This is a genomic window from Thalassospira sp. ABL2_045 (assembly GCF_056161285.1).
This window is the reverse complement of the sequence record NZ_JBSWYV010000004.1, coordinates 94,775-118,506: the sequence shown is the minus strand read 5'-3', so window position 1 is coordinate 118,506 and position 23,732 is coordinate 94,775. Positions and strand designations below refer to the sequence as shown.

Genomic DNA, 23,732 nt, shown 5'->3' with positions numbered 1-23,732 from the left:
GGGCGTTATTTCGCCTTGCGACCTAGACCGATTTTCTTGGCGAACTGCGAACGCTGCTTGGCGTAGTTCGGGGCAACCATCGGGTAATCTGCCGGCAGACCCCATTTCGCACGGTATTCTTCCGGGGTGAGGTTATAGGTCGTGCGCAGGTGGCGTTTGAGCATTTTCAGCTTTTTGCCGTCTTCAAGGCAGACAATATAATCATCACCAATGGATTTCTTGATCGGAACAGCCGGTTTCAACGGTTCGGCTTCAGGTTCTTTTTCAACTTCGTGTATTTCATCAAGAGAAGCAAAGACGGTCGAAATCAGTTCCGGAATCTGTGCCGCCGCAAGGGCATTGTTGCTGACATAGGCAGATACAATGTCGACGGTCATCTGTAAAAGTTCGTCGCGGTCAAGCACGTTGTTCTCGGTTTCAGCCATAATTGAAGTAATCCTTCATGTGATAATTCAGATTAAACTTAGTGCACTATTCTCCCGATATAATCAAACCACAGAAAAACACAAGGTAAATTATTAAATCCGCCCTGTATTAGGTTATATTGGGGCTATATTAAAGTTTATGTTCTGTCGACATTCATTTAAATCCATGCGCTTTCAGATGGCGTAAGAAATACAACCGCACCGATTGCGCAATACTACTGTTTAAATGGCAGGATCATCCTGTACGGCGATATCGGCATTCTGATACCTCGTTTGGCCTTGTCGACGGCGTAAAAACCGACATATGTGTTCAGTATGTGGAGCGTCTGAACCATGCCGGTTTTGCTGCGTCCGTTCTGTTTGGAAAACTTGCCGTTTTGGGTGAGCTGCGCGTTGGCAGGTCCGACGCTATATGCTACAAGGCGCTCAAATTTTATCTTCTGCTTTTGGATGAAGGCACGCCTATGACCGTCAAGACCCTTGCCATTGCTTCCGATCACGGTGGTGTGGACCTGAAATCAACCATTGCCGAGACCCTGAAAAAGCGCGGAATTGAAGTGCTTGATCTGGGCACGGATGGTTCGTCTTCTGTCGACTATCCGGACTATGCACAGGCGGTCGCCAAGGCGATTATCGATGGCAAAGCCGAGGCAGGCATTCTTGTCTGTGGTTCGGGCATCGGTATGAGCATGGCAGCCAACCGCTATCCGCAAATTCGGGCCGCACTGGTTCATGACCGTCTTTCGACCGAACTTTGCCGTCAACATAACAACGCAAATGTTCTTTGCCTTGGTGCGCGCCTTATTGGTGAAGCCACGGCACTGGATTGCGTGGATGCGTTCATGTCGACCGAATTTGAAGGTGGTCGTCACGAAGGTCGCGTCGCAAAAATGTCCTGCTCCGTCTGATTTTATCGCCATCTGGCATCAACCGGAACGGGCAGGCGGCCCAAGGGTCGCTCCCCGTCACATCGCATCGAAAGAGGCTCCCGCATGTCGTTCAAAGGCTTTTTTACCACCAGCTTGTCCGAAGCTGATCCGGCACTGTTCAAATCTGTCACCGACGAGCTTGATCGTCAGCAGAACCAGATCGAAATGATTGCTTCGGAAAACATCGTTTCCAAAGCAGTTATCGACGCACAGGGCACCGTCCTGACCAACAAATATGCCGAAGGGTATCCTTCGCGCCGTTACTACGGTGGTTGCGAGTATGTTGACGTTGCCGAACAGTTGGCAATCGACCGCGCCAAGGAAATCTTCGGCTGCGAGTTTGTTAACGTTCAGCCGCATTCCGGCGCACAGGCAAACGGTGCGGTGATGCTCGCACTTTGCAAGCCGGGCGATACCATTCTGGGCATGTCGCTCGATGCTGGTGGTCACCTGACCCATGGCGCACGTCCGGCCCTGTCGGGCAAGTGGTTCAATGCAGTTCAGTACGGTGTTCGTGAAGACGACCTGACCCTGGATTACGATCAGGTCGAAGCGCTTGCGGTTGAGCACAAGCCGGCCCTGATCATTGCCGGTGGTTCGGCCATTCCGCGTCAGATTGATTTCAAGCGTTTCCGCGAGATTGCTGACAAGGTTGGCGCGCTTCTGATGGTTGATATGGCGCACTTTGCTGGCCTCGTTGCCGGTGGCGTTCATCCGAGCCCGCTGCCGTATGCTGACGTTGTTACCACCACCACGCATAAAACCCTTCGTGGTCCGCGTGGCGGCATGATCCTGTCGAACAACCTTGATATCGGCAAAAAGATCAACTCGGCTGTCTTCCCGGGCCTGCAGGGTGGTCCGCTGATGCATGTGATTGCGGCCAAGGCGGTTGCCTTTGGCGAAGCACTGCGTCCGGAATTCAAGGAATACGCCCAGCAGGTCGTTGATAACGCCAAGGCACTTGCCGAAGTCCTCGTGAAACGTGGTTTTGACATCGTGACCGGCGGTACCGACACCCACCTGATGCTGGTTGACCTGCGGCCAAAAGGCCTTAAAGGCAACGCCGCAGAAGTAGCACTTGAGCGTGCCGGTATTACCTGCAACAAAAACGGTATTCCGTTCGACACCGAAAAGCCGACCATTACCTCTGGTGTGCGTCTTGGTACGCCGGCTGGTACCACGCGTGGTTTTGGTGTTGCTGAATTCCAGCAGGTCGGTGAACTGATTGGTGACGTTCTTGACGCCATGGTCGACAGCCCGGAAGGCAATGCCGAAGTTGAGGCAACCGTCCGTGCGAGGGTTGAAGACCTCTGCAAGCGTTTCCCGATCTATTCCTGATCGATTTGAGGCTTAGATAAACATATGCGTTGCCCGTTTTGCGGACATACCGATACCCAGGTTAAGGACTCCCGTCCGACCGAAGAGCATCATGCCATTCGCCGTCGCCGGTTCTGTCCTGCCTGTGGTTCGCGCTTCACGACATTCGAACGTGTCCAGCTGCGCGAGTTGATGGTTGTGAAAACAGACGGGCAACGCGAATTGTTCGACCGCGACAAGCTGGCGCGGTCGATCTTTCTTGCCTGCCGCAAACGCCCGATCGAAGACGAACGTGTTGAAAAGGCCCTTAATGGCATTCAACGCCGTCTTGAAAGCAGTGGCGAAAGCGATATTTCCACCGATACCATTGGCGAAATGGTGATGGAGGCGCTCAATGCCCTCGATCAGGTGGCCTATGTACGCTACGCTTCGGTGTACAAGAATTTCCGTGAAGCGCGTGATTTCGAACAATTCGTCGAAAAAATGCATGATGGGGAAGAAGAGGCGGACGCAGAGTAATGACAGCCCCCGCGTTTAGCGAAGACGACCGGCATTTCATGCGGGTCGCATTGAGCCTGTCAAAACGCGGTTTGGGAAATGTCTGGCCGAACCCGGCCGTTGGCTGTGTCCTTGTTTCTTCTGATGGCACCATTGTTGGCCGTGGTCATACACAGCCCGGTGGTCGCCCTCATGCCGAACGTGTTGCGCTTGATATGGCCGGCGATCTGGCCCGTGGCGCAACTGCCTATGTCACCCTTGAACCTTGCAGCCATGTTGGCAAAACGCCGCCGTGTGCGACCGGCCTGATCGAGGCTGGTGTATCACGTGTTGTCAGCGCACTGACCGATCCGGATCCGCGCGTATCGGGCAGGGGGCATGACATGCTGCGTGCGGCGGGCATTCAGGTCGATGTCGGGCTTTATGCCGATAAAGCCCGCCGGGTGAATGAAGGGTTCCTGTCCAAAGCCGAACGTGGGCGGCCGTTTGTGACGCTAAAGCTGGCATCCACCCTTGATGCGCGCTCCGCCACGAAAGCTGGCGAAAGCCAGTGGATTACCGGTCCTGCGGCGCGCGAAGCCGGACATCTGTTGCGCGCCAATCACGATGCCATTCTGGTCGGCGCCAATACGGTGATCGCCGATGATCCCAGCTTGACGTGCCGTTTGGCCGGGCGAAGTCATCAGTCCCCGGTGAGGGTTGTTCTGGATCGAGCAGGTGATGTTCCTGTGACCGTAAAGTTGGTCAAGACAGCAGATGCCGTGCCGACATGGCTGGTGACGGCAGAGCAGAATTTCACCGAACTATCGGAAAAATTTGAAAAAACGGCGATAAAAGTGATCGCTGCGGGATGCGCGGAAGATCATCTGGACCTACATGACGTCATGCACAAGCTTGCAGATGAAGGTCTGACCCGTGTTCTTGTTGAAACGGGTGGCAATCTTGCCGCAGGCCTGATCAAAGCGGGCCTTGTGGACCGCATCATTCAATTCGTTGCGCCATCCGTGATTGGTGGCGACGGCAAGGCAATGATTGCGGACCTTGGTTTGACGAAGCTTGAGAACGCACCGCGCTTCAAACGCATGTCGACTCAACAAATGGGTCAGGATATTGCGGTAACCTACGATAAAATAACGGAATAAGTGAATGTTTACTGGCATCATCACCGATATCGCAACCGTTCGTGCAATCGAAAAAACCGGCGACACTCGGTTTGAGTTCACCACATCTTTTGATACCTCAAAGATCGTTCTGGGCGCCTCCATCGCCTGTAATGGTGCCTGCATGACCGTGATTGAAACCGGTGATGACTGGTTTGCCATCGAAGCTTCGGCAGAAAGCCTGTCGCGCACGACGCTGGGTGACCTTGCCGTCGGATCGAAGGTCAACCTTGAGCAGGCCACCCGCGTTGGCGATGAGCTTGGCGGTCATATCGTATCGGGCCATGTCGACGGGGTCGCAATCCTGATCAAACGGGTACCGGAAGGCGACTCTTTGCGTCTGACCTTTGAAGTCCCGGAAGAATTCGCAAAATATATCGCATCCAAAGGGTCTGTGACGCTTGAAGGCGTGTCATTGACCGTCAATGAGGTTGACGGCAACACATTCGGTATCAATCTGATACCTCATACCCAAACCGAAACCACCTTGGGTTCAAAGCATCCGGGTGACCGGATCAATTTTGAAATCGACATGCTGGCACGCTATGTCGCGCGTATGCTGGGCAAGGATTGATCAACAATGCCGCACAATTACCTTTCGCCGATTGAAGACGTCATTGAAGAGGCCCGTAACGGCCGGATGTTTATCCTTGTCGATGACGAGGACCGCGAAAACGAAGGCGATCTTGTTATTCCGGCCCGGATGGCGACCCCGGATGCGATCAATTTCATGGCGACCCATGGCCGCGGCCTGATTTGTCTGACGCTTGAGTCCGAGCGGTGCGATGAACTCGGCCTGACGATGATGAGTGCCCATAACGGCACCCGCCACGAAACCGCCTTTACTGTTTCAATCGAAGCCAAGACCGGCGTTACCACCGGTATTTCGGCGCCGGATCGCGCGCGTACCGTCGCGGTCGCGATCGATCCCAATGCCGGACGCCACGACATCGTGACACCGGGGCATGTTTTCCCGCTGCGCGCCCGTCCGGGCGGGGTTTTGGTGCGTGCTGGTCATACTGAGGCATCGGTGGATATCGCACGCTTGGCGGGTTTGAACCCGTCGGGTGTGATTTGCGAGATCATGAGTGATTCGGGTGAAATGGCACGCCTGCCGGAACTGGTCGAGTTTGCCAAGAAGCATGATCTGAAAATCGCACAGATTGCTGATTTGATCCGCTATCGCCGCAAGCATGAAAAGGTCGTTCAGCGCAAGGCGACGACCAAGATCAAAAGTATCAATGGCGGCGAATTTGACATGCATCTTTATGTCAATAACGTCACCTATGCCGAACATATCGCACTGGTCAAAGGTGATATTTCCGACGACGCACCCGTATTGACCCGTGTGCATGCGCTTAACGTGATTGAAGATGTTCTGGGTGACACCCAGGACGGTCATCAAGGCCAGCTTGCCGCGGCCATGCGCCAGATTGGCGAGGAGGGCCGTGGCGTCGTCGTTCTGATCCGTGAACCGCGCCCCAATACGCTTTCATCATCGATTGCCAAGCTGATTGAGCTAAATGGTGGTGATGGTTCAGCCCTCCGTCAGGAACTGGCTGATGAAAATGGCGATGGTGATTTGCGTGATTACGGTGTTGGCGCGCAAATCTTGCATGATCTTGGCATTCGCGACATGATTCTGCTTTCAAATACCAAACGCCACATTGTAGGACTTGACGGCTTCGGCCTAAATCTGGTTGATCAGCGTCCGCTTGTCGTCTCGGAGGAATAAAATCATGAGCAACGCCCCCCACATTCTGATTGTGGATGCGCCCTATTACACGCATATCGTCGAGGACCTTGTGAAAGGGGCTGCATCGACGCTGGAAGCTGGTGGCGCAACATGGGACCGGATTTCGGTTTCGGGTGCGTTTGAGGTGCCGATCACCATCCGATATGCTGTGCAGTCGATGGAAGAGCTGGCAACCGGTCCGCGTTATGATGGCTATCTTGCGCTGGGCTGTGTGATTCGCGGCGAAACCTCGCACTATGATCACATCTGCGAAGAAGCCAACCGGGCGCTGATGCAGCTTTGCCTTGAATACAAGCTCGCAATCGGCAATGGCATTCTGACTGTCGAGAACGAGGCGCAGGCACTTGCACGGGCCAAAGCTGACGAAAAGAACAAGGGCGGCGAGGCTGCCAAGGCTGTTCTGCGTCAGATCGAAGTTCAAAACCATTTTGGAATACATCACAAGTAATGACCGATAAAACAAAGGCATCAGCCGCACAGCGGCGTAGCGCAGCGCGCTTTGCCGCCATTCAGGCACTTTATCAGGCAGAGCTGTCGCAACTGTCAGCTGCCGATATCGTGCGCGAATATTCCGACTTCCGCCTTGATGGCACGGGTGGTCGTGATCTTGATGTGCCGAACGAAGACCTGATTGATCCGGATCGCGGCTTTTTCGCCGATCTGGTGCAAGGTGTCGCGGCACGGATGGTCGATATCGATGCGTTGATTGATGGTGCACTTGAAAAGGGCTGGACCACGCAGCGTCTTGAGACGGTTCTGCGCAGCATCCTGCGTGCAGGCACCTATGAGCTGATTGCGCGGGAAGACGTGCCGATGCGCGTTGTCATCACCGAATATGTTGATGCCGCGCATTCGTTCTTTGATGAGAACGAACCGAAGCTCGTCAACGCGGTGCTGGATCGTATCGGGAAAACCCTGCGTCCCGGTGAAACCGGACAGAATTGATATGGCAGCGCGATCCGGCGAATTTGAACTGATCGCGCGCCATTTTGCGCCCATCGCGCAAAGTGATCCGGCCGCATTGTCCCTTAAGGATGATGCGGCTGTATTTTCACCACCTGCCGGGCATGAAGTTGTTGTCACAACCGATGCGCTGGTGGCCGATGTCCATTTCCGAAGCATCGATGAACCCGACCTGATTGCAAAGAAGGTTCTGCGTGTGAACCTGTCTGATTTGGCTGCCATGGGGGCCAAGCCGGGTGGGGTGGTGCTCAGTGCCGGCTATAACCGCGATCTTTCCGATGAGTGGGTTGCGCAATTTGCCAAGGGGTTTGCTCAGGATTGCAAATCCTTTGGTGTCTCGCTTTGGGGCGGTGACACTGTTGCGACCCCGGGCCCGACATTTTTCAGCCTGACGGCCTTTGGCTATGTGCCAACCGGGCGTGCCCTTAAACGTGATCAGGCAAAGCCCGGCGATGTTCTGGCAGTGACCGGGACGCTTGGCGACGCGGCCTTGGGGCTTGCTGTGTTGAACGGGGAATTTCCCGATCTTTCATCGGATTTGGCTGATTTCTTGAAAGACCGCTATTGGCTGCCACAGCCGCGCATGCCGGAAGCTGAACGCTTTGTTGGCACAGGAATGAGACTGGCTGCCATGGATGTCTCTGACGGGCTTTCCGGGGATTGTCGCAAGATTTGCACGGCATCGAATGTCGGGCTTGTGATCAACCGCGATGCGATCCCGCTATCCGCGGCGGCAAAGGCCGTTGTAGATGGCGACGAGCCCCAGTGGGAACGCGTTCTTGCCGGGGGCGATGATTACGAACTTCTGATTACCGGATCACCAGACGATATTGCATCGCTTGGCGATATGGTGACGGTGATCGGCGCTGTGACCGATGAAGCCGGCATTGTGTCGCTGGTCGGGGCGGATGGAAAAATGGCCGAACTCGCAGAAGGCGGGTTCGACCATTTCAAATAACGGCAAGGAGTTTGATCGGTGCGGCGGGCTTATTGGCCTTCGCTGAACCGGCCAAGGTTGCCAAAGAGCTGCTGTAGGATCGTGATTTCACGACCCGCCGTCGGAGTAACACGGTCCGTCGGGATCACCGGTTTGCCGTCCTCAAGATCATATTCGCTGAGGATTTCAACGCGGTTGGCGGCATCGAAGCTGATCAGGACGACCTTTTGTTCGACCGTTTCCGGTTCAAAGAAAGCAACGGTTTCGGTGACGCTGGAAATGTAAAGCCAGACATTTTCGTCAAAGGCAGCAACCGAGGACGGGGAGCCCAGAATGTTGGTGACATCACCCTTGGTCGATTCTCCGACAGAGATCTGTTCAAGCTGTTCTGGTTCCGGCGCGTTGCCGCGGGTCGCAATTCTGGGGCTGCAGGCTGTGACAAAGGCAACAGCCAGCCCTGCCAGCATGATCAGGGGAATGCGGGTAGTTTTATTATGCATGAAGCTCACCTGAGCGACCCTCTTGTTGAAGCCAAACCGGAATTGCCTTGAGTTTCTGCGCGAGGCGCATGATATTGCCGGGCAATGACTGGGGCAGACATGCCCCAATGAGATTTACGGCATTCTGCGTGCCATGACAGGAATGTCAACGAAGGAGTGTTACTGTTGTTTGGATGGCTAAAGAAAAAGGACCGCAAGCAAACTGCTGCGTTCGAACTTTACACGGCAATGGTAACCCAGGCGCGCCAACCCGGCTTTTATACAAAGCTCGGTGTACCCGACACGATGGAAGCGCGTTTTGACCTTATCCTCGTGCATGCCTTCATCCTGTTCCGGCGTCTCAAGGCGGATGACGGGGACCGTGATCTTGCCCAGCACATCTTTGATGTGATGTTTGCCGACCTTGATCAGAACATGCGTGAAATGGGGGTTGGCGATGTCGGTATCCTCAAAAGGATCCGGAAAATGTCTGAATCCTATCACGGACGCATTGTTGCCTATGAAGAAGGTGTTCAGTCGGGCGCAGCCGAGCTTGCCGCCGCACTGGACCGCAACCTTTTTGCTGATTGTGACGTCAGCGACGCACAATTGATGGCGATGGTTGGCTATGTGCATGACGCACTGGCCAAACTTGAAAATCAAACCATTTTGCAAATGCAGAACGGTGCCGTGCATTTCCCCGAAGTGCCCGACGTCGCCGTGACTGACCCGCAATAGAAAGAAAGACCTGATGTCTGATAAATTTACCCCCGAGTTTTCCCGAATTGTCAAAACCGACGAAATGGTCAGTGGCAAAGAGAAACTTGTCGTCGAAGCCAATGAAAAAGAACGCGCAGCCCTTGCTGAACGGTTCGAGCTGGTTGCCATCAACAGCCTGCGCGCGGAGCTTGAAATCAGAACCGCATCGAACGGCGAGGTGACGGTTCTTGGTCCGATGAGTGCTGATATTGTTCAGCGCTGTGTCGCGACGCTCGAGCCTGTGCCCGAAACCGTCGAGGATACCGTCGAAGTTCTGTTCTCCCCGCATGTGTCCGAGGAAGACATGCCGTCAAACCCCGATGACCTTGACGATCTGTCGGAAGAAGAACTGATGGCGTTGCTTGAACAGCCAGAGCCGCTGGTTGATGGCATGATTGATCTCGGTGAAGTTGTCGCCCAGTTCCTGGCTGTTGCGATGGACCCGTACCCGCGCAAGGACGATGCGGAAATGCCGGAATCGATCCAGTCTGAAGAAGAGGCCGAAGCTGACAAACCCAATCCGTTTGCGCAGCTTGCTGGCCTTAAAGAACAGCTTGAAAAGAAAAAATAGTGGTCATTCGGGCGGGAACGTCTGATGATTAGACCTGATGAATATGCCGGTATTTACCGGCATTTCACTTTTGTACGGCACGATGGCTGGGTTTAAGCTGTCATGCTGCGGGTCACCGGAATAGGCTTTACCTTGTATCTGGTCGAGATTTCCGGTAATTACGGGCCTTCCGGCCTATGAATGACGGCTATTGCCTATTGGCTTGTCTGCCGGGTATCCGGTTCAGAGATTTTAGAACAACCATAAGAGAATACGTTGCCTGAACAGGTTTGCATATCACTTGACGCGATGGGAGGAGACCACGCGCCTGAGATGGTTTTGGCAGGTGCCGAAATTGCTCTCAAGCGGTTGCCCCATCTCAAGTTCATGATGTTTGGTGATGAAGCGCAGCTCAAACCGCTGCTGGCCAAGTATCCATCCCTAGAAGCCGTGAGCGACATCCGCCATGCGTCCCAGGAAGTCTCGATGGAGGATAAGCCTTCCGTCGCACTGCGCCAGCGCCGTGATTCCAGCATGCGTCTTGCCATCAATGCCGTCAAAGAGGGCGATGCGCAGGGGGTTGTCTCTGCCGGGAATACCGGCGCGCTGATGGCCATGGCCAAGTTTGTCCTTAAAACCGTGCGCGGCATCGATCGTCCGGCGATCGCGACCTATATGCCGACGCAGCGCGGCGAAACGGTCATGCTTGATCTTGGTGCAAATATCGAATGCGACGAACACAACCTTGTTCAGTTCGCCCTGATGGGTGAGGTGTTTACCCGCATTCTGTTTGGCCTTGAAAAGCCGTCTGTCGGTCTTCTCAATGTCGGTATCGAAGAACTCAAGGGTAATGAATCGGTCAAGAAAGCCGCTGCAATCCTGCGCGAGATTGATCTGCCGATCCGTTTTGAGGGCTTTGTCGAGGGCGATGACCTTGCCAAGGGGACCGTTGATGTCATCGTGACCGATGGCTTTACCGGCAACGTCGCGCTGAAAACCGCAGAAGGCACAGCACGCCTGTTGGTGCATTTCCTGCGTGAAACCTTCAAAAGTTCGTTCTTTGCCAAGATCGGCTATCTGCTTGCCCGTCGTTCGCTTCAGCGTTTCCGCGACCGCATGGACCCGCGCCGTTACAATGGTGCGATGCTGCTAGGCTTGAACGGTATTGCGGTCAAAAGCCATGGCGGCACGGATGCGCTTGGTTTTTCCAATGCCATCGGCGTGTGCCATGACTTGATCGTCAATAACCTCAATGACAGCATCAAGCATGAACTTGAAGTGTTTGAACAGGCCATGAGCGGCCTTGAAAATGCTGAACAAGAAGACGTTGCCGTTCCTGTTGGTCAAGCCAACTGATTAACCCACCAGAAAACAGAAAGCCGGCGGTTCCCAAATCATGACAATTCGTTCTCGCATTATTGGTTGCGGTTCATATCTACCTGCAAACGTTGTAACCAATGATGATCTGGCCAAGCGCGTCGATACGTCAGATGACTGGATCGTCGCGCGGACCGGTATCCGTCAGCGCCACATCGCTGCCGAGGGGGAAACCACCAGTGATCTGGCGTTCGCCGCAGCCAAAGGCGCAATGGAACATGCCGGTGTCACCGCAGAAGACATCGACCTGATCATTGTCGCGACGGCGACACCGGACAATACCTTCCCGGCAACCGCAACCAAGGTGCAAAACCGTCTTGGGGTCAAAGGGTTTGCCTTTGACGTGCAGGCTGTTTGCTCCGGCTTTATCTATGCCCTGACGACTGCCGATATGTATATCCGCAATGGTCAGGCCAAAACGGCCCTTGTCATCGGGGCCGAGACATTTTCGCGCATTCTTGATTGGGAAGATCGCCGGACCTGCGTGCTGTTTGGTGACGGTGCGGGCGCGGTTGTGGTTCAGGGTGTCGAAGGCAATGGCACCATGGATGACGTTGGCATTCTCGCCAACCGTTTGCATTCCGATGGCAGCAAATACGAACTTCTTTATGTTGATGGCGGGCCGTCCGCGACCCAAACCGTTGGACATCTGCGCATGGAAGGTCAGGAAGTCTTCCGCCATGCTGTAACCAACCTTGCCAGCGTGATCCGCGAAGTTCTGGCCGATACGGGCCTTGAGCCGACGGATATCGATTGGCTTGTTCCGCATCAGGCCAACCAGCGCATTCTTGATAGTACCGCACGCAAATTTGGTATCTCCAAAGACAAAGTCGTTGTGACGGTTGATCGGCATGCCAATACTTCTGCTGCATCGATCCCGCTGGCCCTGGCCGAGGCCGTTCATGACGGACGTGTCCAGCGTGGTGATATCGTCGTGCTTGAAGCCATGGGCGGCGGTTTCACATGGGGTGCGTCGCTGGTGCGCTGGTAATCAGGTTGGCAGTTGCGTCGAACGGCCGAAAAACACGTGAAATTCTTAATTTTCACAACATTCTGTCAAAAAGCAGTGTATCCTGTTGATATTGACTGATTTCGCTACCAGATATAGCCTTGTAAATTAAGTCCCGTAATTAGGAGGCGGCCTGTCATGTCGGAAACAACGATTACCCGTGCGGATCTCGCTGAAGCCGTTTACCAGGAGGTAGGTCTGTCGCGGAACGAGTCCGCCCAGCTGCTGGAAACTGTTCTTGATGAAATTTCGTCTGCCTTGATCAAGGACGAAGTCGTGAAAATTTCCTCGTTCGGAAGTTTCTCGGTTCGTCAGAAAGGACAGCGCATCGGCCGAAACCCGAAAACGGGTGAGGAAGTGCCGATCCTTCCGCGCAAAGTGCTTGTCTTCCGGCCGTCACAGGTCCTGAAAGCCCGCATTAACGCTTAAGAAAAAGAACTCATGAAAACGAATTTGGGGGCTGCGGCGGGGAATTCCCGCCGGACAGCAAAGTCTGACTCTGCTTTTCGCACAATTAGTGAAGCTGCAAAGGAGCTTGGTCTCCAGCAGCATGTTTTGCGGTTCTGGGAATCCAAATTTCCCCAGATCCAGCCGATGAAACGGGCAGGGGGACGGCGCTACTACCGTCCCGAAGATATTGATTTCCTTGCCCATATTCGAACCCTTCTGCACGATCAGGGGTTCACGATCAAAGGAGTTCAAAAGCTTCTTGATCAGAATAAGGGCAAGCTGCCCTCTGAAATCGCGGTTGTCGGACAAGACACAGACTTGGCTGCTTCCGATGTGGCGCCAAGTACTGCTGCACCGGTTGAGGCCGGTGGTTCTGGTCCGGACAAGGCGGCGTTAAAAGCTGTTTTGGGCGAACTTGAAGAACTTCAGGCGATCCTGCGCACAGGCCTGCAGGACGCCAAAAAAAATCCGTAAAAACCATTTGCGTCTTTGGCGTGGCGCCGCTATTTATCGAGCCGCGCCAAACGGCGCATCTCTACGGTCGGAGCGTGGCGCAGCCTGGTAGCGCACCTGCATGGGGTGCAGGGGGTCGGAGGTTCGAATCCTCTCGCTCCGACCAATTATCTCTCCCTTGATCACATTTCTTCGTTCGCGTCCCGGGATGCTAGGGCATCAAGCGGGCCAGTACGTCTATGTCATCACTGTTTTCCGACAGTCGGAACAGAATGATTTCACCAGATCGCGGGAAAATCCCCGTCAGGGCGGTGATGTTTACCTGATGGGTCACCAGTAATACTTTTTCCGTGTCCGACAGGCCTGCCATTTTCTGTTTGATCTGGCGCGTTTGGGCGCCTTCCGTCGAGCGGTCCCGGAAAAACGAATTCAGCGTGGGTTCTTCGTAAACCGGGCCGACCTCAAGCAGATCTGCCGTATCAACGCATCGACACCACTGGCTTGTCAGTACAGCGGTGAGTTTTATGCCTTTGGCGCGAATGGCATTTCCGGTATCGCGCGCCTGTTCACGGCCAGTTTCATCTAGATTGCGTTGGGTTGTGCAGTCACCAAGCGTGAATCTTGCGGGGTCGCCCGTGCCCGGTGCAATGGCATGCCGCATCAAGGCGTGAACGCCATCTTGCTTCCAAATCGGCCATGCGTCTTCACTGGCGTTCGCGGGGTGCGAGGAAAGGGCCAGCACGCCCAAAACACACAGGGCACGGAACATATTTCTGAGCGATATCGACATCAGCCTTACCCATCTTTCATGCACAGGAAGATTAAGTCTGATACCGTTGAATGGTGCTTTTGGATCAGAAAGTCAGTGAACCTGATGGGATCGGTTGGGGGAATCTCAGGCTTACCCGGCGTCAGATGCCGGCACTTGCGACGCGGCGTCCTTCGTCGGTCAGTTTGCAGATCAACCAGTCCGGTTTGACCGGGTTTTCGAACCATGGTGCCGCCCAGCCATGATCAATGCAGCTCCGAACCGTTTTTTCGCTGATCTGTTTGCCGTTTCCGTCAAATAACGGCAGTTTCCCGCCCGGCTGGCTTAGGCCGCGACGTAGCCATTCAAGCTGTACTTCTGTGGGTTTCGAATGTTTTTTCCCCGCCATCGGTACTCCCCGCACCGTTATGATATGATTGGTGATACAAACATCGGATGTTGGTCAGTGTGACGGATAATCAACCAAGGAGCAATCGCAATGACGCCAGAAGAGTTTCAGCCAAGCGAGATGTCATTTCTGTATGTGACGGTTCCGGATATGGAAATCGCACGCGTGATTGCTGGTGGTGCGATCCGCGAGAAACTCGCAGCCTGTGCAAACGTGTTGCCCCAAATGACCGCTATTTATGAGTGGGACGGGGATGTCGAAGAAGAAACCGAGATTGTTGTTATTCTGAAAACATCGAAAACAACCGCCATCGAGCTGGCGCAATGGGTGGAAGATCACCATCCTTATGAAGTTCCCTGCATCCTGGAGCTGCCATTGGGGAGGGGAAATCATGATTATGTGTCGTGGCTTCAAAGCCAGCTGGGATCAAGATCACGGCTGATGTGATTGCATCTGTGGGCCTTGGCCCCTAGGATGGCGCAAATTTTAGTCCTTGGATGATACGAGTTAATGAATCAGCTTACCAAAATGGCCCTCGAGATGGGGCCGTTGATCCTGTTTTTCGCAGTCAACGCCACGACCAATCTGATGACAGCGACGGCGGTTTTTGTGGCCGCAACAGTTGTCGCCCTTGCCACGTCCTATGCCTTGGCGCGGACCATTCCGGTCATGCCCCTGATTGGCGGGGTTTTCGTCATCGTGTTTGGTGGTTTGACGCTGTATCTTGATGATGAACTGTTCATCAAGATCAAGCCGACCATTGTGAACCTGCTGTTTGCAGGCATCCTGTTTGGCGGCTTGGCTGCTGGTAAGCTGTTTCTGAAGCTTGTTCTCGAAAGCGCATTCAAGGCAACCGATGAGGGCTGGCGGATCCTGACCTGGCGCTGGGCTTTCTTCTTTGTGTTTCTGGCTGTGGTCAATGAACTTGTCTGGCGCAATTTCTCGACCGATACCTGGGTGGCCTTCAAAGTCTGGGGCATCATGCCGATCACCATGGTGTTTGGCATGGCACAGGTGCCGGTTCTGATGAAACATCAGTTGCCAGAAGAAGAGAGCAGCGAAACGGCGTCTTAGGACTTCAGCTCCGCGTAAGTACCGGTAACATGCAAAAGGGCAGGATCAAAATCCTGCCCTTTGTGCGTTGATGCTCGGCTATGATCAGCGGACCGGCAGGGCAACACTGACCGCGGCCTGAGCCGCAATGCCTTCTTCACGCCCTGTAAAGCCAAGCCGTTCGGTGGTGGTGGCTTTGACATTCACCCGATCAACATCAATCTCGAGGATTTCAGAGACCTTTTCACGCATTGCAGGCGTGTGTGGGCCAATCTTCGGGCGTTCACAGATCAGCGTCACATCGACATTCACAATCCGTCCGCCGCGCTCGTGCACAAGGTCGGCGGCATGTTTAAGGAAAATGTCGGATGCGGCACCTTTCCATTGCATGTCGCTTGGCGGGAAGTGCTGGCCAATGTCACCGGCACCGATCGCGCCCAGTATGGCGTCGGTCAGCGTGTGCAGGCCGACATCGGCATCGGAATGGCCTTCAAGCCGTGCGGTATGCGGTACTTTGACCCCGCACAGGATGCAATGATCGCCTGGGGCAAAGCGGTGAACATCAAATCCGGTGCCAGCCCGGTATTCTTCTTGCGACATGTGCGCTGTTTCCTTGTTATTCGTATCCGCCCAGCTTTGCGCGCGGCCAAAGTCATCACGATGGGTGATCTTGTCATTGTTGGTGGTGCCAGCCACGCAGATTACATCAAGTCCGATGGCTTCAAGCAGGGCGGCATCATCGGTGAATTCCTGACCTTCGAATTTCTGATGCGCATCAAGAATGGTCTTGAAATCAAATCCTTGCGGCGTTTGCGCCCGTTGAAGGCTTTCACGCGGAATGGTTCGGTTGATAACGCCATTGCTATCTGTCTGCTTGATGGTATCCGCCACGGGCAGGGTGGGGATCGCACCAGAATGCGTTTCAAGGGCTGCCATGACCCGTTCAATCACATCATCGGAAATGCCCGGGCGCGCGGCGTCATGGATCAGGACGCTGTTTGGCGCGCGTGTTGCCAGGGCCCGTAAACCGTTCAGGACGGATTGTTGACGGGTCTCGCCACCCGCGACCGGTGCCGGGAGCGATACGGTATCGCGCAAGGATGCGGTTGCGCTATCATACCAGTCCTGATGGGCAGGGTTATAGACCACCTGAATAAGGTTTGGGTCGGTATGTCGTGCAAAACATTCGATGCAATGCGCCAGAATGCTTTTGCCGCCAAGCATGTGATATTGTTTTGGTATTGGGTCGCCAAATCTGCTACCGCTGCCGGCAGCAACGATGACAACGCCTGTTTTTTGGGTCATAAACGTAATGCCATGGCTTGTCTGAATTGCGCCGCAGGCTATCTTTCTGCGGAGGTTTTGCCAAGTCGGCAAATGCAATATCGGGATCGTTTGCGGTTCTGAAGATCAAGATGGGTTCCAAGATGCTTGCTGCCTATATCCATATCCTTGCGCTGTTGCCCCTGACGGGGCAGATCATGCGTGCTGAACCGCGTCGTGACGTATGGTTATATGCATCGATCTGTTTGGCGGCATTGGGCACGATGGTGTTGCTTGGTGTTACCGGCGAGGAAGTCCAGTCACGCGGTTTTGCGGCCGCTTTGCATTGGTCGGAACTCACCGTCATTATGATCTTTGGCGGGTTGGTGATCTGCAAGGGACCACATCAGGTCTGGCGTTTGGCCGGCTATATTGGCGGTTATCTGCTTTTGTTTGCCGTTCTTGCCGCGATCTTCCGTCTGTTTGGCAATAGTGATCCGGAAGTGGTCAATGGTCCGGCACTCTATTCCGGTTGGCTGTGGGCACATATCGGCAGTTCGTTGATTACCTATGCGTTGGTGACGTTGGCAGCGATTGCCGCGATGGCCTATGTGGTTCAGGAATACGCCCTTAAGAAGCGCAAACCGACCCGTTGGAGCCGCCGTCTGCCGCCATTGCGTGACAGTGAATACATGCTGGTCGGCTTTTTGAAATGGTCGGCCTGGGTGTTGATTGTCGGGATCATATCAGGCTTTGCTTTGCGCTACGTCGAAGGCCAAAGCCTGTGGGAAATTGACCACAAGATGCTCCTGACCCTGCTGGGTTTTGCAACCATCTGTATCCTGATCTTTATCCACGAACGATCAACCTTGCGTGGGCGCATGGCTGTGCGGTTTGTTCTGGGGGCCTGGTTGCTACTGACCCTTGCATTCCCCGGTGTTCGGCTGGTGACTGGCTTTATTATCGGCTAGCCCGAAAAATGGGTAATACACACAGCTGTTGCCCAATTTTTACGATCATTTTGACGCCGTATGCATAATTGCTAGTCATTCACCCGGGTGGTTTACCCTTCGCCACGCACAGCTCGGGGGCGGGGGATTTGAATTTTCCACGGTTTTTTCTTTGAATTATCAGGTTTGACGTCACGATATTTGCGTCGATGCGCCGAGAGTTGTTGCATGTCGTGGCCAGTTTTATTAATCTGCCCAAGTTTTAGGCAATTGGAAAACCTTCATGTCATTGCAGATCGGTTCTGTGCATGTGCCAGAGAATGTTGTGCTGGCACCGATGTCAGGTGTGACTGACCTTCCGTTTCGGCAACAGGTCCGCCATTTTGGCGGGCATCTTGTTGTGTCCGAAATGATTGCGTCAGACGCCATGACCCGCATCCAGCGGCATGAAAAGGAAGTCCGTAAAATGAACGGGGATTGCGCCGCCGAAAGCCCGCTTTCGGTTCAGCTTGCCGGTACCGAGCCCGAAGAAATGGCCGAGGCGGCAAAGATGAACGAGGCGCGCGGCGCCATGATCATTGATATCAATATGGGCTGCCCGGCCAAAAAGGTCACCAAAGGCTATGCCGGATCAGCACTGATGCGTGATGAAAAGCTGGCAGCTGACATCATCAAGGCGACCGTTGATGCGGTATCGGTTCCGGTGACGCTTAAGATGCGTTTGGGCTGGGATGATGATAACCGTAATGCCCCCACACTGGCCCGTATTGCCGAGGATCTTGGTATTGCGATGCTGACCATTCATGGGCGCACGCGCTGCCAGTTCTACAAAGGCGAGGCCGATTGGGATGCGATTGCGCTGGTCAAGGACGCGGTATCCATTCCGGTTCTCGGCAATGGCGATGTGAACAGTGAAGAAGACGCCAAGGAACTTTTGGACCGATCCGGTGCCGACGGCGTCATGGTCGGCCGTGGTGCGCAAGGGCGCCCGTGGTTCCTTGCCCAGGTTTCGCATTATCTCAAAACCGGTCAAAAGCTTGCCGCACCTGGTCTGGAAATTCAACTTGATACCATCCTGCGCCACTATGATGCGATGATTGATCATCATGGCCGCCAGGGTGTGCGTATCGCGCGCAAGCATCTGGCGTGGTATTGCAACAGCTTGCGCAATGCGACGGAATTTCGGCGTGTTGTCAATGTGTTGGACGATCCGCGCGAAGTTAAAAATCAAATTCGGTCATTCTATGAACCGTTGATCGAAGCCGAAATCAAACTGGATCAGGAAGCAGCCTGATCGCTTCATAACAATAATATGGCGGCCGTCAAAAATGCGTCGTCGGGGAAGATATGCATGAGACTGGGATTTGGAAAAGGCAATGGGGTTGATCCCACCGGCGTTCTGAACGCCATTGCCAGCGCTGTTGTCGTCGCCAATCGCGATGGCAAGATCAAGTTTGTCAATCAGGCGACAGAGCAGCTGTTTAACACAAGCTCCAGCGTGTTGTGCCGCAGCGACCTGACGGACTTCATCCCGGCAGACAGCCCGGTTTTCTCGCTGATCAAACAGGCCATCGACGAAGCAACACTGGTTGCCGACCACAATCTCCTGATCGAAAGCCCCAAAATCGGCAAACACACGGTCAACCTGACCGTGGGGTCCATGCCAGATGACAGCGATTGTGCGGTACTGACATTTGAGCCGCGATCAATCGCGCAAAAGATCGATAACCAGTTGCTCAGCCGAAACTCGGCACGGTCCGTCAGTGCGATGGCAGCCATTCTGGCCCACGAGATCAAGAACCCGCTGTCAGGTATTCGCGGGGCTGCGCAGCTGCTTGAACAAACCAGCAATGAAGATGATCGCGTTTTGACGCGCCTGATTTGTGATGAGGCCGACCGGATTGTCGAGCTTGTTGATCGCATGGAAATCTTTTCAGACAAGCCGCTTGAGCGTGGGGCCGTCAACATTCATACAGTTCTCGAGCATGTCCGTCGTTTGGCGGAAAACGGGTTTGGCAAGAACCTGGCATTCGAGGAAATCTATGATCCGTCCTTGCCGCCGGTGTTTGGCAATCGTGATCAGCTTGTTCAGGTGTTCTTGAATCTGATCAAGAATGCCGGCGAGGCCGTCGATCCCAAGGATGGCAAAATCACCATTTCGACCCGCTATCAGCATGGTATCCGCTTGGCGGTTGCTGGCGGTGACGCGCGCGTTCACCTGCCGTTGGTGGTGTCGGTACGTGACAATGGACCGGGCATTCCGCAAGACATGCGTGAAAGCCTGTTTGATCCGTTTGTTACAACGAAGCCGACCGGTTCGGGGCTTGGCCTTGCGCTGGTGGCGAAAATTATCAATGACCATGGCGGTGTGATTGAAGTCAAAGATGTGCCCGGGGGAGGTGCAGAGTTTCAAATCATGCTGCCGATATACAATCGGGCACTGGCCGAAGGGGCATCTGACCCGGTCATAATCAAAAACAGGGAAGAAACCGCATGACTACCAGCCCTGCGAGAATTCTGGTCGCCGACGATGATCGGGCCATTCGCACTGTCCTGACGCAGGCATTGTCACGTCAGGGGCATGAAGTCCGCAGCACCGGCCATGGCCGCACGCTGTGGGACTGGATCGCCGATGGGGACGGAGATCTTGTGATTACCGACGTCATGATGCCTGACGAGAACGGGCTGGATATGGTGCCGCGCATTCGCAAGCTGCGCCCGGACCTGCGCGTGATTGTCATGAGTGCCCAGAATACCCTGATGACCGCTGTGAAAGCAGCCCAGCGTGGTGCGTTCGAATACCTGCCAAAACCCTTTGACCTCAATGAGTTGATGGGGATTGTTGATCGTGCGCTTGAAACTCCGCAGGAAAGCGAAAAGGGCGAGGAAGAGGACGAAGAGGGCGACGATCGCCTGCCGCTGATTGGTCGTTCGCCGGCCATGCAGGAAATCTATCGGGCGCTGGCGCGCCTGATGAATACCGATCTGACCGTGATGGTCACCGGCGAAAGTGGTACCGGCAAGGAGCTTGTTGCGCGTGCACTGCACGAATATGGCGGGCGTCGTCATGGGCCGTTCGTTGCCATCAACATGGCCGCTATCCCGCGTGAACTGATCGAAAGCGAGCTCTTCGGTCATGAAAAGGGTGCCTTTACCGGTGCGAACGAGCGCAAGGTTGGCCGGTTCGAACAGGCCGAAGGCGGCACGCTGTTCCTTGATGAAATCGGCGACATGCCGCTTGAGGCGCAGACGCGCTTGCTGCGCGTTTTGCAGGAAGGTGAGTATACCCGTGTCGGCGGCCGTACCCCGATCCGCGTCAATGTTCGTATTGTCGCCGCCACCCACCGTGATTTGCGCAAGCTGATCCGCGAAGGCACATTCCGCGAAGACCTGTTCTATCGCCTCAATGTCGTGCCGATCCGTTTGCCGTCGTTGCGTGAACGTCTTGAAGACATTCCCGAACTGGTTAATCACTTCCTGATGCAGGCCAGTGAAGAGGGCCTGCCGCGCAAGACACTGTCCAATGAAGCGATGGCACGTTTGAAAGCACATCGCTGGCCGGGCAATATCCGCGAACTGGAAAACATGGTGCGGCGTCTGACGGCCCTGTATTCGCATGATGTCATCGGTGTGGATGTCATCGAGACCGAGTTTTCCGAAAACAATGTCAGCGAAGCAGCTCCAAGTGCCGAGCCGCAGTCGCTTTCTGAATCCATCGAACGCCATGTGCGTGAGTATTTCGATGCCCATGATGATGATCTGCCGGCCAACGGGCTTTATGATCGCATCCTGCGTGAAATGGAACGTCCGCTTTTGAATGTGACGCTTGAAGCCACGCGCGGCAATCAGGTCAAGGCGGCAGAGGTTCTGGGCCTTAACCGCAATACGTTGCGCAAGAAAATCCGTGATCTTGGACTGGAAGTCGTCAGGGGCACGAAATGAACAATACCGACCGTTCGATCTCCAACCGGTTCCTGCGGTCGGGCTTTGTACGGTTTCTGGGGCGGTTGGGCCAGTCACGGCGCTTTGCGTTCAGTGTGGTTACAGCGGCCCTGATTTCGGTCACGGCGACCTATCTGGCCATGACGGGGACGGCACCGTTCCGTCCTGACCCGCGGCTTATTTTGCTGTTACTCAACATCGATCTGGTGCTGGTGTTGCTTCTGGCCACACTGGTGGCGCGCAAGCTTGTCCAGATCTGGGTGGAACGTCGGCGCGGGGTGGCAGGGGCCAAGCTTCACACCCGAATGGTTTTGATGTTCTCGCTGGTGGCAGTGACGCCAGCGATTGTGGTCGCCATTTTCTCTGCACTCTTTCTGCATTTCGGTATTCAGGGCTGGTTTAGCGACCGCATCCGAACCGCGGTTGAGGAAAGTATGGTGATTGCGGATGCCTATTTGCGCGAACACCAGGAACTGATCCGCGCCGATGCCTTGGCAACCACCAGCGATTTGCAGCGCTTTGGCGTCAATTTTTCAACCAATCCGGACCGCATTTCCAGCATCCTGACCGATCAGGCGCTTGCGCGTGGTTTGCCAGAAGTCATGATGGTCGACGGGTCGGGCAGGATCATCGCCCAGTCGGAATACAGTTTTTCCTACGACGTTAATCAGGCGTCTGTGCCCGAAGAAGTGTTTGATGAAGCACGCCAGAAAGATGTGGTTCTGATGGTGGGCGCAAGTGACAACCGCATCCGGGCCATCGCCAAGATTCCAAGTCTTATTGATGCCTTCCTGCTGGTCGGGCGCTTTGTTGACCCAAATGTTCTGGATCGTATCGACAAGGCGCGGCGCGCCGTTGATGCCTATGAAAGCCTCGAAGGTGAACGATCTGGGATCGTAATCACCTTTGTCATGATCTTTGTTCTGATTTCGGTTGTGTTGTTGCTCGCCGCAGTCACGCTTGGCTTGATGGTGGCAACCCGTCTGGTGCAGCCGGTTTCGCAACTGATTACCGGTGCTGAACGTGTCCGTGACGGGGATTTGTCCTTCCGGGTGCCGCTTGACGGGCAGGGTGATGAGCTTGAAGCGCTGAGCCGTGCGTTTAACCGCATGACCGCGCAGCTTGAAACCCAGCGCAATGAACTGATTGCCGCCAACCGGTTAAATGATGAACGTCGCCGTTTTACCGAGGCGATCCTTGGGGGTGTGACCGCGGGGGTGATCGGCCTTGATCCGAACCGCAACATTGATCTGCCTAACCGCAGTGCGTCGGATTTGCTTGGTGTCGACCTTGAAGATTACCTGTCTCAGGAACTGACGGAAGTTATTCCGGAATTCCAGCCGCTGTTTGATGACTTTGGCCGTGATGGCGAGCGCAGCAAACCCCGCCAGGTTGAAATTCGCCGTGATGGTGTCAGTCGAACCCTGATGTCACGTGTGACGGCCGAGTGGGCGGATGACGGCACGGTGTTTGGCTATGTGGTGACATTTGATGATGTCACAGAACTTCAGACCGCACAGCGCATGGCGGCCTGGGCGGACGTGGCACGTCGTATTGCCCATGAAATCAAGAACCCGCTGACACCGATCCAGCTTTCGGCAGAGCGGCTCAAACGCCGTTACCTCAAGCAGATCAATGATGATCAGGAAGTATTTACGACCTGTACCGATACCATCATTCGACAGGTTTCCGATATTGGACGGATGGTTGATGAGTTTTCCAGCTTTGCCCGCATGCCAACCCCGACGATGCGCCTGGAAAATATCGGTGAACTGGTGAAAAGTGCTGTGTTTCTGCAAAAACAGGCCCATAGCCACATCACCTATGACTTTGATCGCAGCGGGATCGAAAATCTCCAGATTTCCTGTGATGCCCATCAGGTCAACCAGTGCCTTACCAACACGCTGAAAAACGCAGCCGAGGCGATTGAAGGTCGTGAAAAGCCCGAAGATGGCGAACTGCCGAAAGGCCGGATTGAGATTTCGGTCGCGACGTCGCCCGATAATCAGCGTGTTTTCGTAGCCGTGTCGGATAACGGAAAAGGGCTTCCGGCCGAACATCGCGAACGCTTGACCGAGCCGTATGTCACTACGCGATCCAAGGGAACCGGGCTTGGCTTGGCCATCGTAAAGAAAATCATGGAAGACCATGGCGGAGAGCTTATACTCTCTGACGGCGTTGAAAGCGGAGCGACGATTACGCTATCTTTTCCGAAGGTTGTTGAACCCGAAACCGATGGCGTTGCTTCGAACGCAAACTCCTCAGGCAATTGATTTAATTGTCAAAATCGTAACAAGAAAAAGAT

At 54.5% G+C, this 23,732-nt stretch carries 27 protein-coding genes and 1 tRNA gene; 23 read left to right on the top strand and 5 right to left on the bottom strand.

The window, feature by feature from the left end; all coding sequences use genetic code 11:
• Positions 1 to 5: 5 nt before the first annotated feature.
• Complete coding sequence (locus tag ACXAIA_RS08195; protein WP_475348908.1) at positions 6 to 425, bottom strand: Ros/MucR family transcriptional regulator; 420 nt, start codon at positions 423 to 425, stop codon at positions 6 to 8.
• Between the two features lie 464 nt (positions 426 to 889).
• On the opposite strand from ACXAIA_RS08195, the gene rpiB reads away from it, so the two are divergent.
• The 9 genes from rpiB to thiL all read left to right on the top strand — a co-directional run bounded on the left by rpiB (position 890) and on the right by thiL (position 8,006).
• Complete coding sequence (gene rpiB, locus ACXAIA_RS08190) at positions 890 to 1,333, top strand: ribose 5-phosphate isomerase B (RefSeq protein WP_475348907.1); 444 nt, start codon at positions 890 to 892, stop codon at positions 1,331 to 1,333.
• Positions 1,334 to 1,417: 84 nt separating this feature from the next.
• The gene (glyA, locus tag ACXAIA_RS08185; protein WP_475348906.1) at positions 1,418 to 2,692 is read left to right on the top strand and encodes a serine hydroxymethyltransferase; all 1,275 of its coding nucleotides are present in this window, start codon (positions 1,418 to 1,420) and stop codon (positions 2,690 to 2,692) included.
• 24 nt (positions 2,693 to 2,716) lie between these two features.
• Positions 2,717 to 3,190: a transcriptional regulator NrdR gene (gene nrdR / locus ACXAIA_RS08180; RefSeq protein ID WP_008891109.1), complete on the top strand. Its 474-nt coding sequence runs from the start codon at positions 2,717 to 2,719 to the stop codon at positions 3,188 to 3,190.
• A complete protein-coding gene (gene ribD / locus ACXAIA_RS08175; RefSeq protein ID WP_475348905.1) occupies positions 3,190 to 4,311 on the top strand; it encodes a bifunctional diaminohydroxyphosphoribosylaminopyrimidine deaminase/5-amino-6-(5-phosphoribosylamino)uracil reductase RibD in 1,122 nt (373 codons plus the stop codon). The genes nrdR and ribD overlap by 1 nt, the downstream gene beginning before the upstream one ends.
• Positions 4,312 to 4,315: 4 nt before the next feature.
• Complete coding sequence (locus tag ACXAIA_RS08170; protein ID WP_475348904.1) at positions 4,316 to 4,903, top strand: riboflavin synthase; 588 nt, start codon at positions 4,316 to 4,318, stop codon at positions 4,901 to 4,903.
• 6 nt (positions 4,904 to 4,909) lie between these two features.
• On the top strand, positions 4,910 to 6,064 hold the full coding sequence (gene ribB / locus ACXAIA_RS08165) for a 3,4-dihydroxy-2-butanone-4-phosphate synthase (RefSeq protein ID WP_475348903.1): 1,155 nt from the start codon (positions 4,910 to 4,912) through the stop codon (positions 6,062 to 6,064).
• Positions 6,065 to 6,068: 4 nt separating this feature from the next.
• On the top strand, positions 6,069 to 6,533 hold the full coding sequence (gene ribH, locus ACXAIA_RS08160) for a 6,7-dimethyl-8-ribityllumazine synthase (RefSeq protein ID WP_475345930.1): 465 nt from the start codon (positions 6,069 to 6,071) through the stop codon (positions 6,531 to 6,533).
• A complete protein-coding gene (gene nusB / locus ACXAIA_RS08155) occupies positions 6,533 to 7,030 on the top strand; it encodes a transcription antitermination factor NusB (protein WP_475345931.1) in 498 nt (165 codons plus the stop codon). The genes ribH and nusB overlap by 1 nt, the downstream gene beginning before the upstream one ends.
• A 1-nt stretch (position 7,031) precedes the next feature.
• A complete protein-coding gene (gene thiL, locus ACXAIA_RS08150) occupies positions 7,032 to 8,006 on the top strand; it encodes a thiamine-phosphate kinase (protein WP_475348902.1) in 975 nt (324 codons plus the stop codon).
• A 29-nt stretch (positions 8,007 to 8,035) separates the two neighbouring features.
• Here thiL and ACXAIA_RS08145 read toward each other — a convergent pair whose 3' ends face one another.
• Positions 8,036 to 8,485: an outer membrane protein assembly factor BamE gene (locus tag ACXAIA_RS08145; protein WP_167718113.1), complete on the bottom strand. Its 450-nt coding sequence runs from the start codon at positions 8,483 to 8,485 to the stop codon at positions 8,036 to 8,038.
• A gap of 156 nt (positions 8,486 to 8,641) precedes the next feature.
• On the opposite strand from ACXAIA_RS08145, the gene ACXAIA_RS08140 reads away from it, so the two are divergent.
• The 7 genes from ACXAIA_RS08140 (at position 8,642) to ACXAIA_RS08110 (ending at position 13,228) form a co-directional block, all read left to right on the top strand.
• On the top strand, positions 8,642 to 9,202 hold the full coding sequence (locus ACXAIA_RS08140) for a ubiquinol-cytochrome C chaperone family protein (RefSeq protein WP_475348901.1): 561 nt from the start codon (positions 8,642 to 8,644) through the stop codon (positions 9,200 to 9,202).
• A 13-nt stretch (positions 9,203 to 9,215) separates the two neighbouring features.
• Positions 9,216 to 9,794 carry a YceD family protein gene (locus ACXAIA_RS08135; protein ID WP_475348900.1) on the top strand — a complete coding sequence of 193 codons (579 nt, stop codon included), beginning with the start codon at positions 9,216 to 9,218 and terminating at the stop codon, positions 9,792 to 9,794.
• A 255-nt stretch (positions 9,795 to 10,049) separates the two neighbouring features.
• Positions 10,050 to 11,129: a phosphate acyltransferase PlsX gene (gene plsX, locus ACXAIA_RS08130; RefSeq protein ID WP_475348899.1), complete on the top strand. Its 1,080-nt coding sequence runs from the start codon at positions 10,050 to 10,052 to the stop codon at positions 11,127 to 11,129.
• A 40-nt stretch (positions 11,130 to 11,169) separates the two neighbouring features.
• Positions 11,170 to 12,141, top strand: coding sequence for a beta-ketoacyl-ACP synthase III (locus ACXAIA_RS08125; protein ID WP_475348898.1), 972 nt, complete (start codon positions 11,170 to 11,172; stop codon positions 12,139 to 12,141).
• 156 nt (positions 12,142 to 12,297) lie between these two features.
• Positions 12,298 to 12,588, top strand: coding sequence for an integration host factor subunit alpha (locus ACXAIA_RS08120; RefSeq protein ID WP_008891097.1), 291 nt, complete (start codon positions 12,298 to 12,300; stop codon positions 12,586 to 12,588).
• Positions 12,589 to 12,600: 12 nt separating this feature from the next.
• Entirely contained in the window at positions 12,601 to 13,083 is a 483-nt protein-coding gene (locus ACXAIA_RS08115; RefSeq protein ID WP_475348897.1) for a MerR family transcriptional regulator, read from the top strand.
• A 68-nt stretch (positions 13,084 to 13,151) separates the two neighbouring features.
• Positions 13,152 to 13,228 (top strand) — tRNA-Pro (locus ACXAIA_RS08110).
• Positions 13,229 to 13,273: 45 nt separating this feature from the next.
• Here ACXAIA_RS08110 and ACXAIA_RS08105 read toward each other — a convergent pair.
• Both ACXAIA_RS08105 and ACXAIA_RS08100 read right to left on the bottom strand, forming a co-directional pair.
• A complete protein-coding gene (locus ACXAIA_RS08105) occupies positions 13,274 to 13,852 on the bottom strand; it encodes a histidine phosphatase family protein (protein ID WP_475348896.1) in 579 nt (192 codons plus the stop codon).
• A 121-nt stretch (positions 13,853 to 13,973) separates the two neighbouring features.
• Positions 13,974 to 14,219 carry a hypothetical protein gene (locus ACXAIA_RS08100; RefSeq protein WP_475348895.1) on the bottom strand — a complete coding sequence of 82 codons (246 nt, stop codon included), beginning with the start codon at positions 14,217 to 14,219 and terminating at the stop codon, positions 13,974 to 13,976.
• 90 nt (positions 14,220 to 14,309) lie between these two features.
• On the opposite strand from ACXAIA_RS08100, the gene cutA reads away from it, so the two are divergent.
• Positions 14,310 to 14,666 (top strand): divalent-cation tolerance protein CutA, encoded by a 357-nt coding sequence (gene cutA, locus ACXAIA_RS08095; RefSeq protein ID WP_475348894.1) that lies wholly within the window; start codon positions 14,310 to 14,312, stop codon positions 14,664 to 14,666.
• Positions 14,667 to 14,729: 63 nt separating this feature from the next.
• Entirely contained in the window at positions 14,730 to 15,293 is a 564-nt protein-coding gene (locus ACXAIA_RS08090) for a septation protein A (RefSeq protein WP_475348893.1), read from the top strand.
• Between the two features lie 84 nt (positions 15,294 to 15,377).
• Here ACXAIA_RS08090 and ACXAIA_RS08085 read toward each other — a convergent pair whose 3' ends face one another.
• Positions 15,378 to 16,577, bottom strand: a complete 1,200-nt coding sequence (locus ACXAIA_RS08085) for a bifunctional 2-C-methyl-D-erythritol 4-phosphate cytidylyltransferase/2-C-methyl-D-erythritol 2,4-cyclodiphosphate synthase (RefSeq protein WP_475348892.1) — start codon at positions 16,575 to 16,577, stop codon at positions 15,378 to 15,380.
• A 110-nt stretch (positions 16,578 to 16,687) separates the two neighbouring features.
• Between ACXAIA_RS08085 and ccsA the strand changes: the two genes are divergently transcribed.
• The 5 genes from ccsA (at position 16,688) to ACXAIA_RS08060 (ending at position 23,700) form a co-directional block, all read left to right on the top strand.
• Positions 16,688 to 17,506 carry a cytochrome c biogenesis protein CcsA gene (gene ccsA, locus ACXAIA_RS08080; protein WP_475348891.1) on the top strand — a complete coding sequence of 273 codons (819 nt, stop codon included), beginning with the start codon at positions 16,688 to 16,690 and terminating at the stop codon, positions 17,504 to 17,506.
• A 262-nt stretch (positions 17,507 to 17,768) separates the two neighbouring features.
• Entirely contained in the window at positions 17,769 to 18,779 is a 1,011-nt protein-coding gene (gene dusB / locus ACXAIA_RS08075) for a tRNA dihydrouridine synthase DusB (RefSeq protein WP_475348890.1), read from the top strand.
• A 57-nt stretch (positions 18,780 to 18,836) separates the two neighbouring features.
• On the top strand, positions 18,837 to 19,982 hold the full coding sequence (locus ACXAIA_RS08070; protein WP_475348889.1) for a two-component system sensor histidine kinase NtrB: 1,146 nt from the start codon (positions 18,837 to 18,839) through the stop codon (positions 19,980 to 19,982).
• On the top strand, positions 19,979 to 21,427 hold the full coding sequence (gene ntrC / locus ACXAIA_RS08065) for a nitrogen regulation protein NR(I) (protein ID WP_475348888.1): 1,449 nt from the start codon (positions 19,979 to 19,981) through the stop codon (positions 21,425 to 21,427). Before ACXAIA_RS08070 ends, ntrC begins: the two co-directional genes overlap by 4 nt.
• Entirely contained in the window at positions 21,424 to 23,700 is a 2,277-nt protein-coding gene (locus ACXAIA_RS08060; protein ID WP_475348887.1) for a sensor histidine kinase NtrY-like, read from the top strand. The genes ntrC and ACXAIA_RS08060 overlap by 4 nt, the downstream gene beginning before the upstream one ends.
• The last annotated feature ends 32 nt before the right edge of the window (positions 23,701 to 23,732 follow it).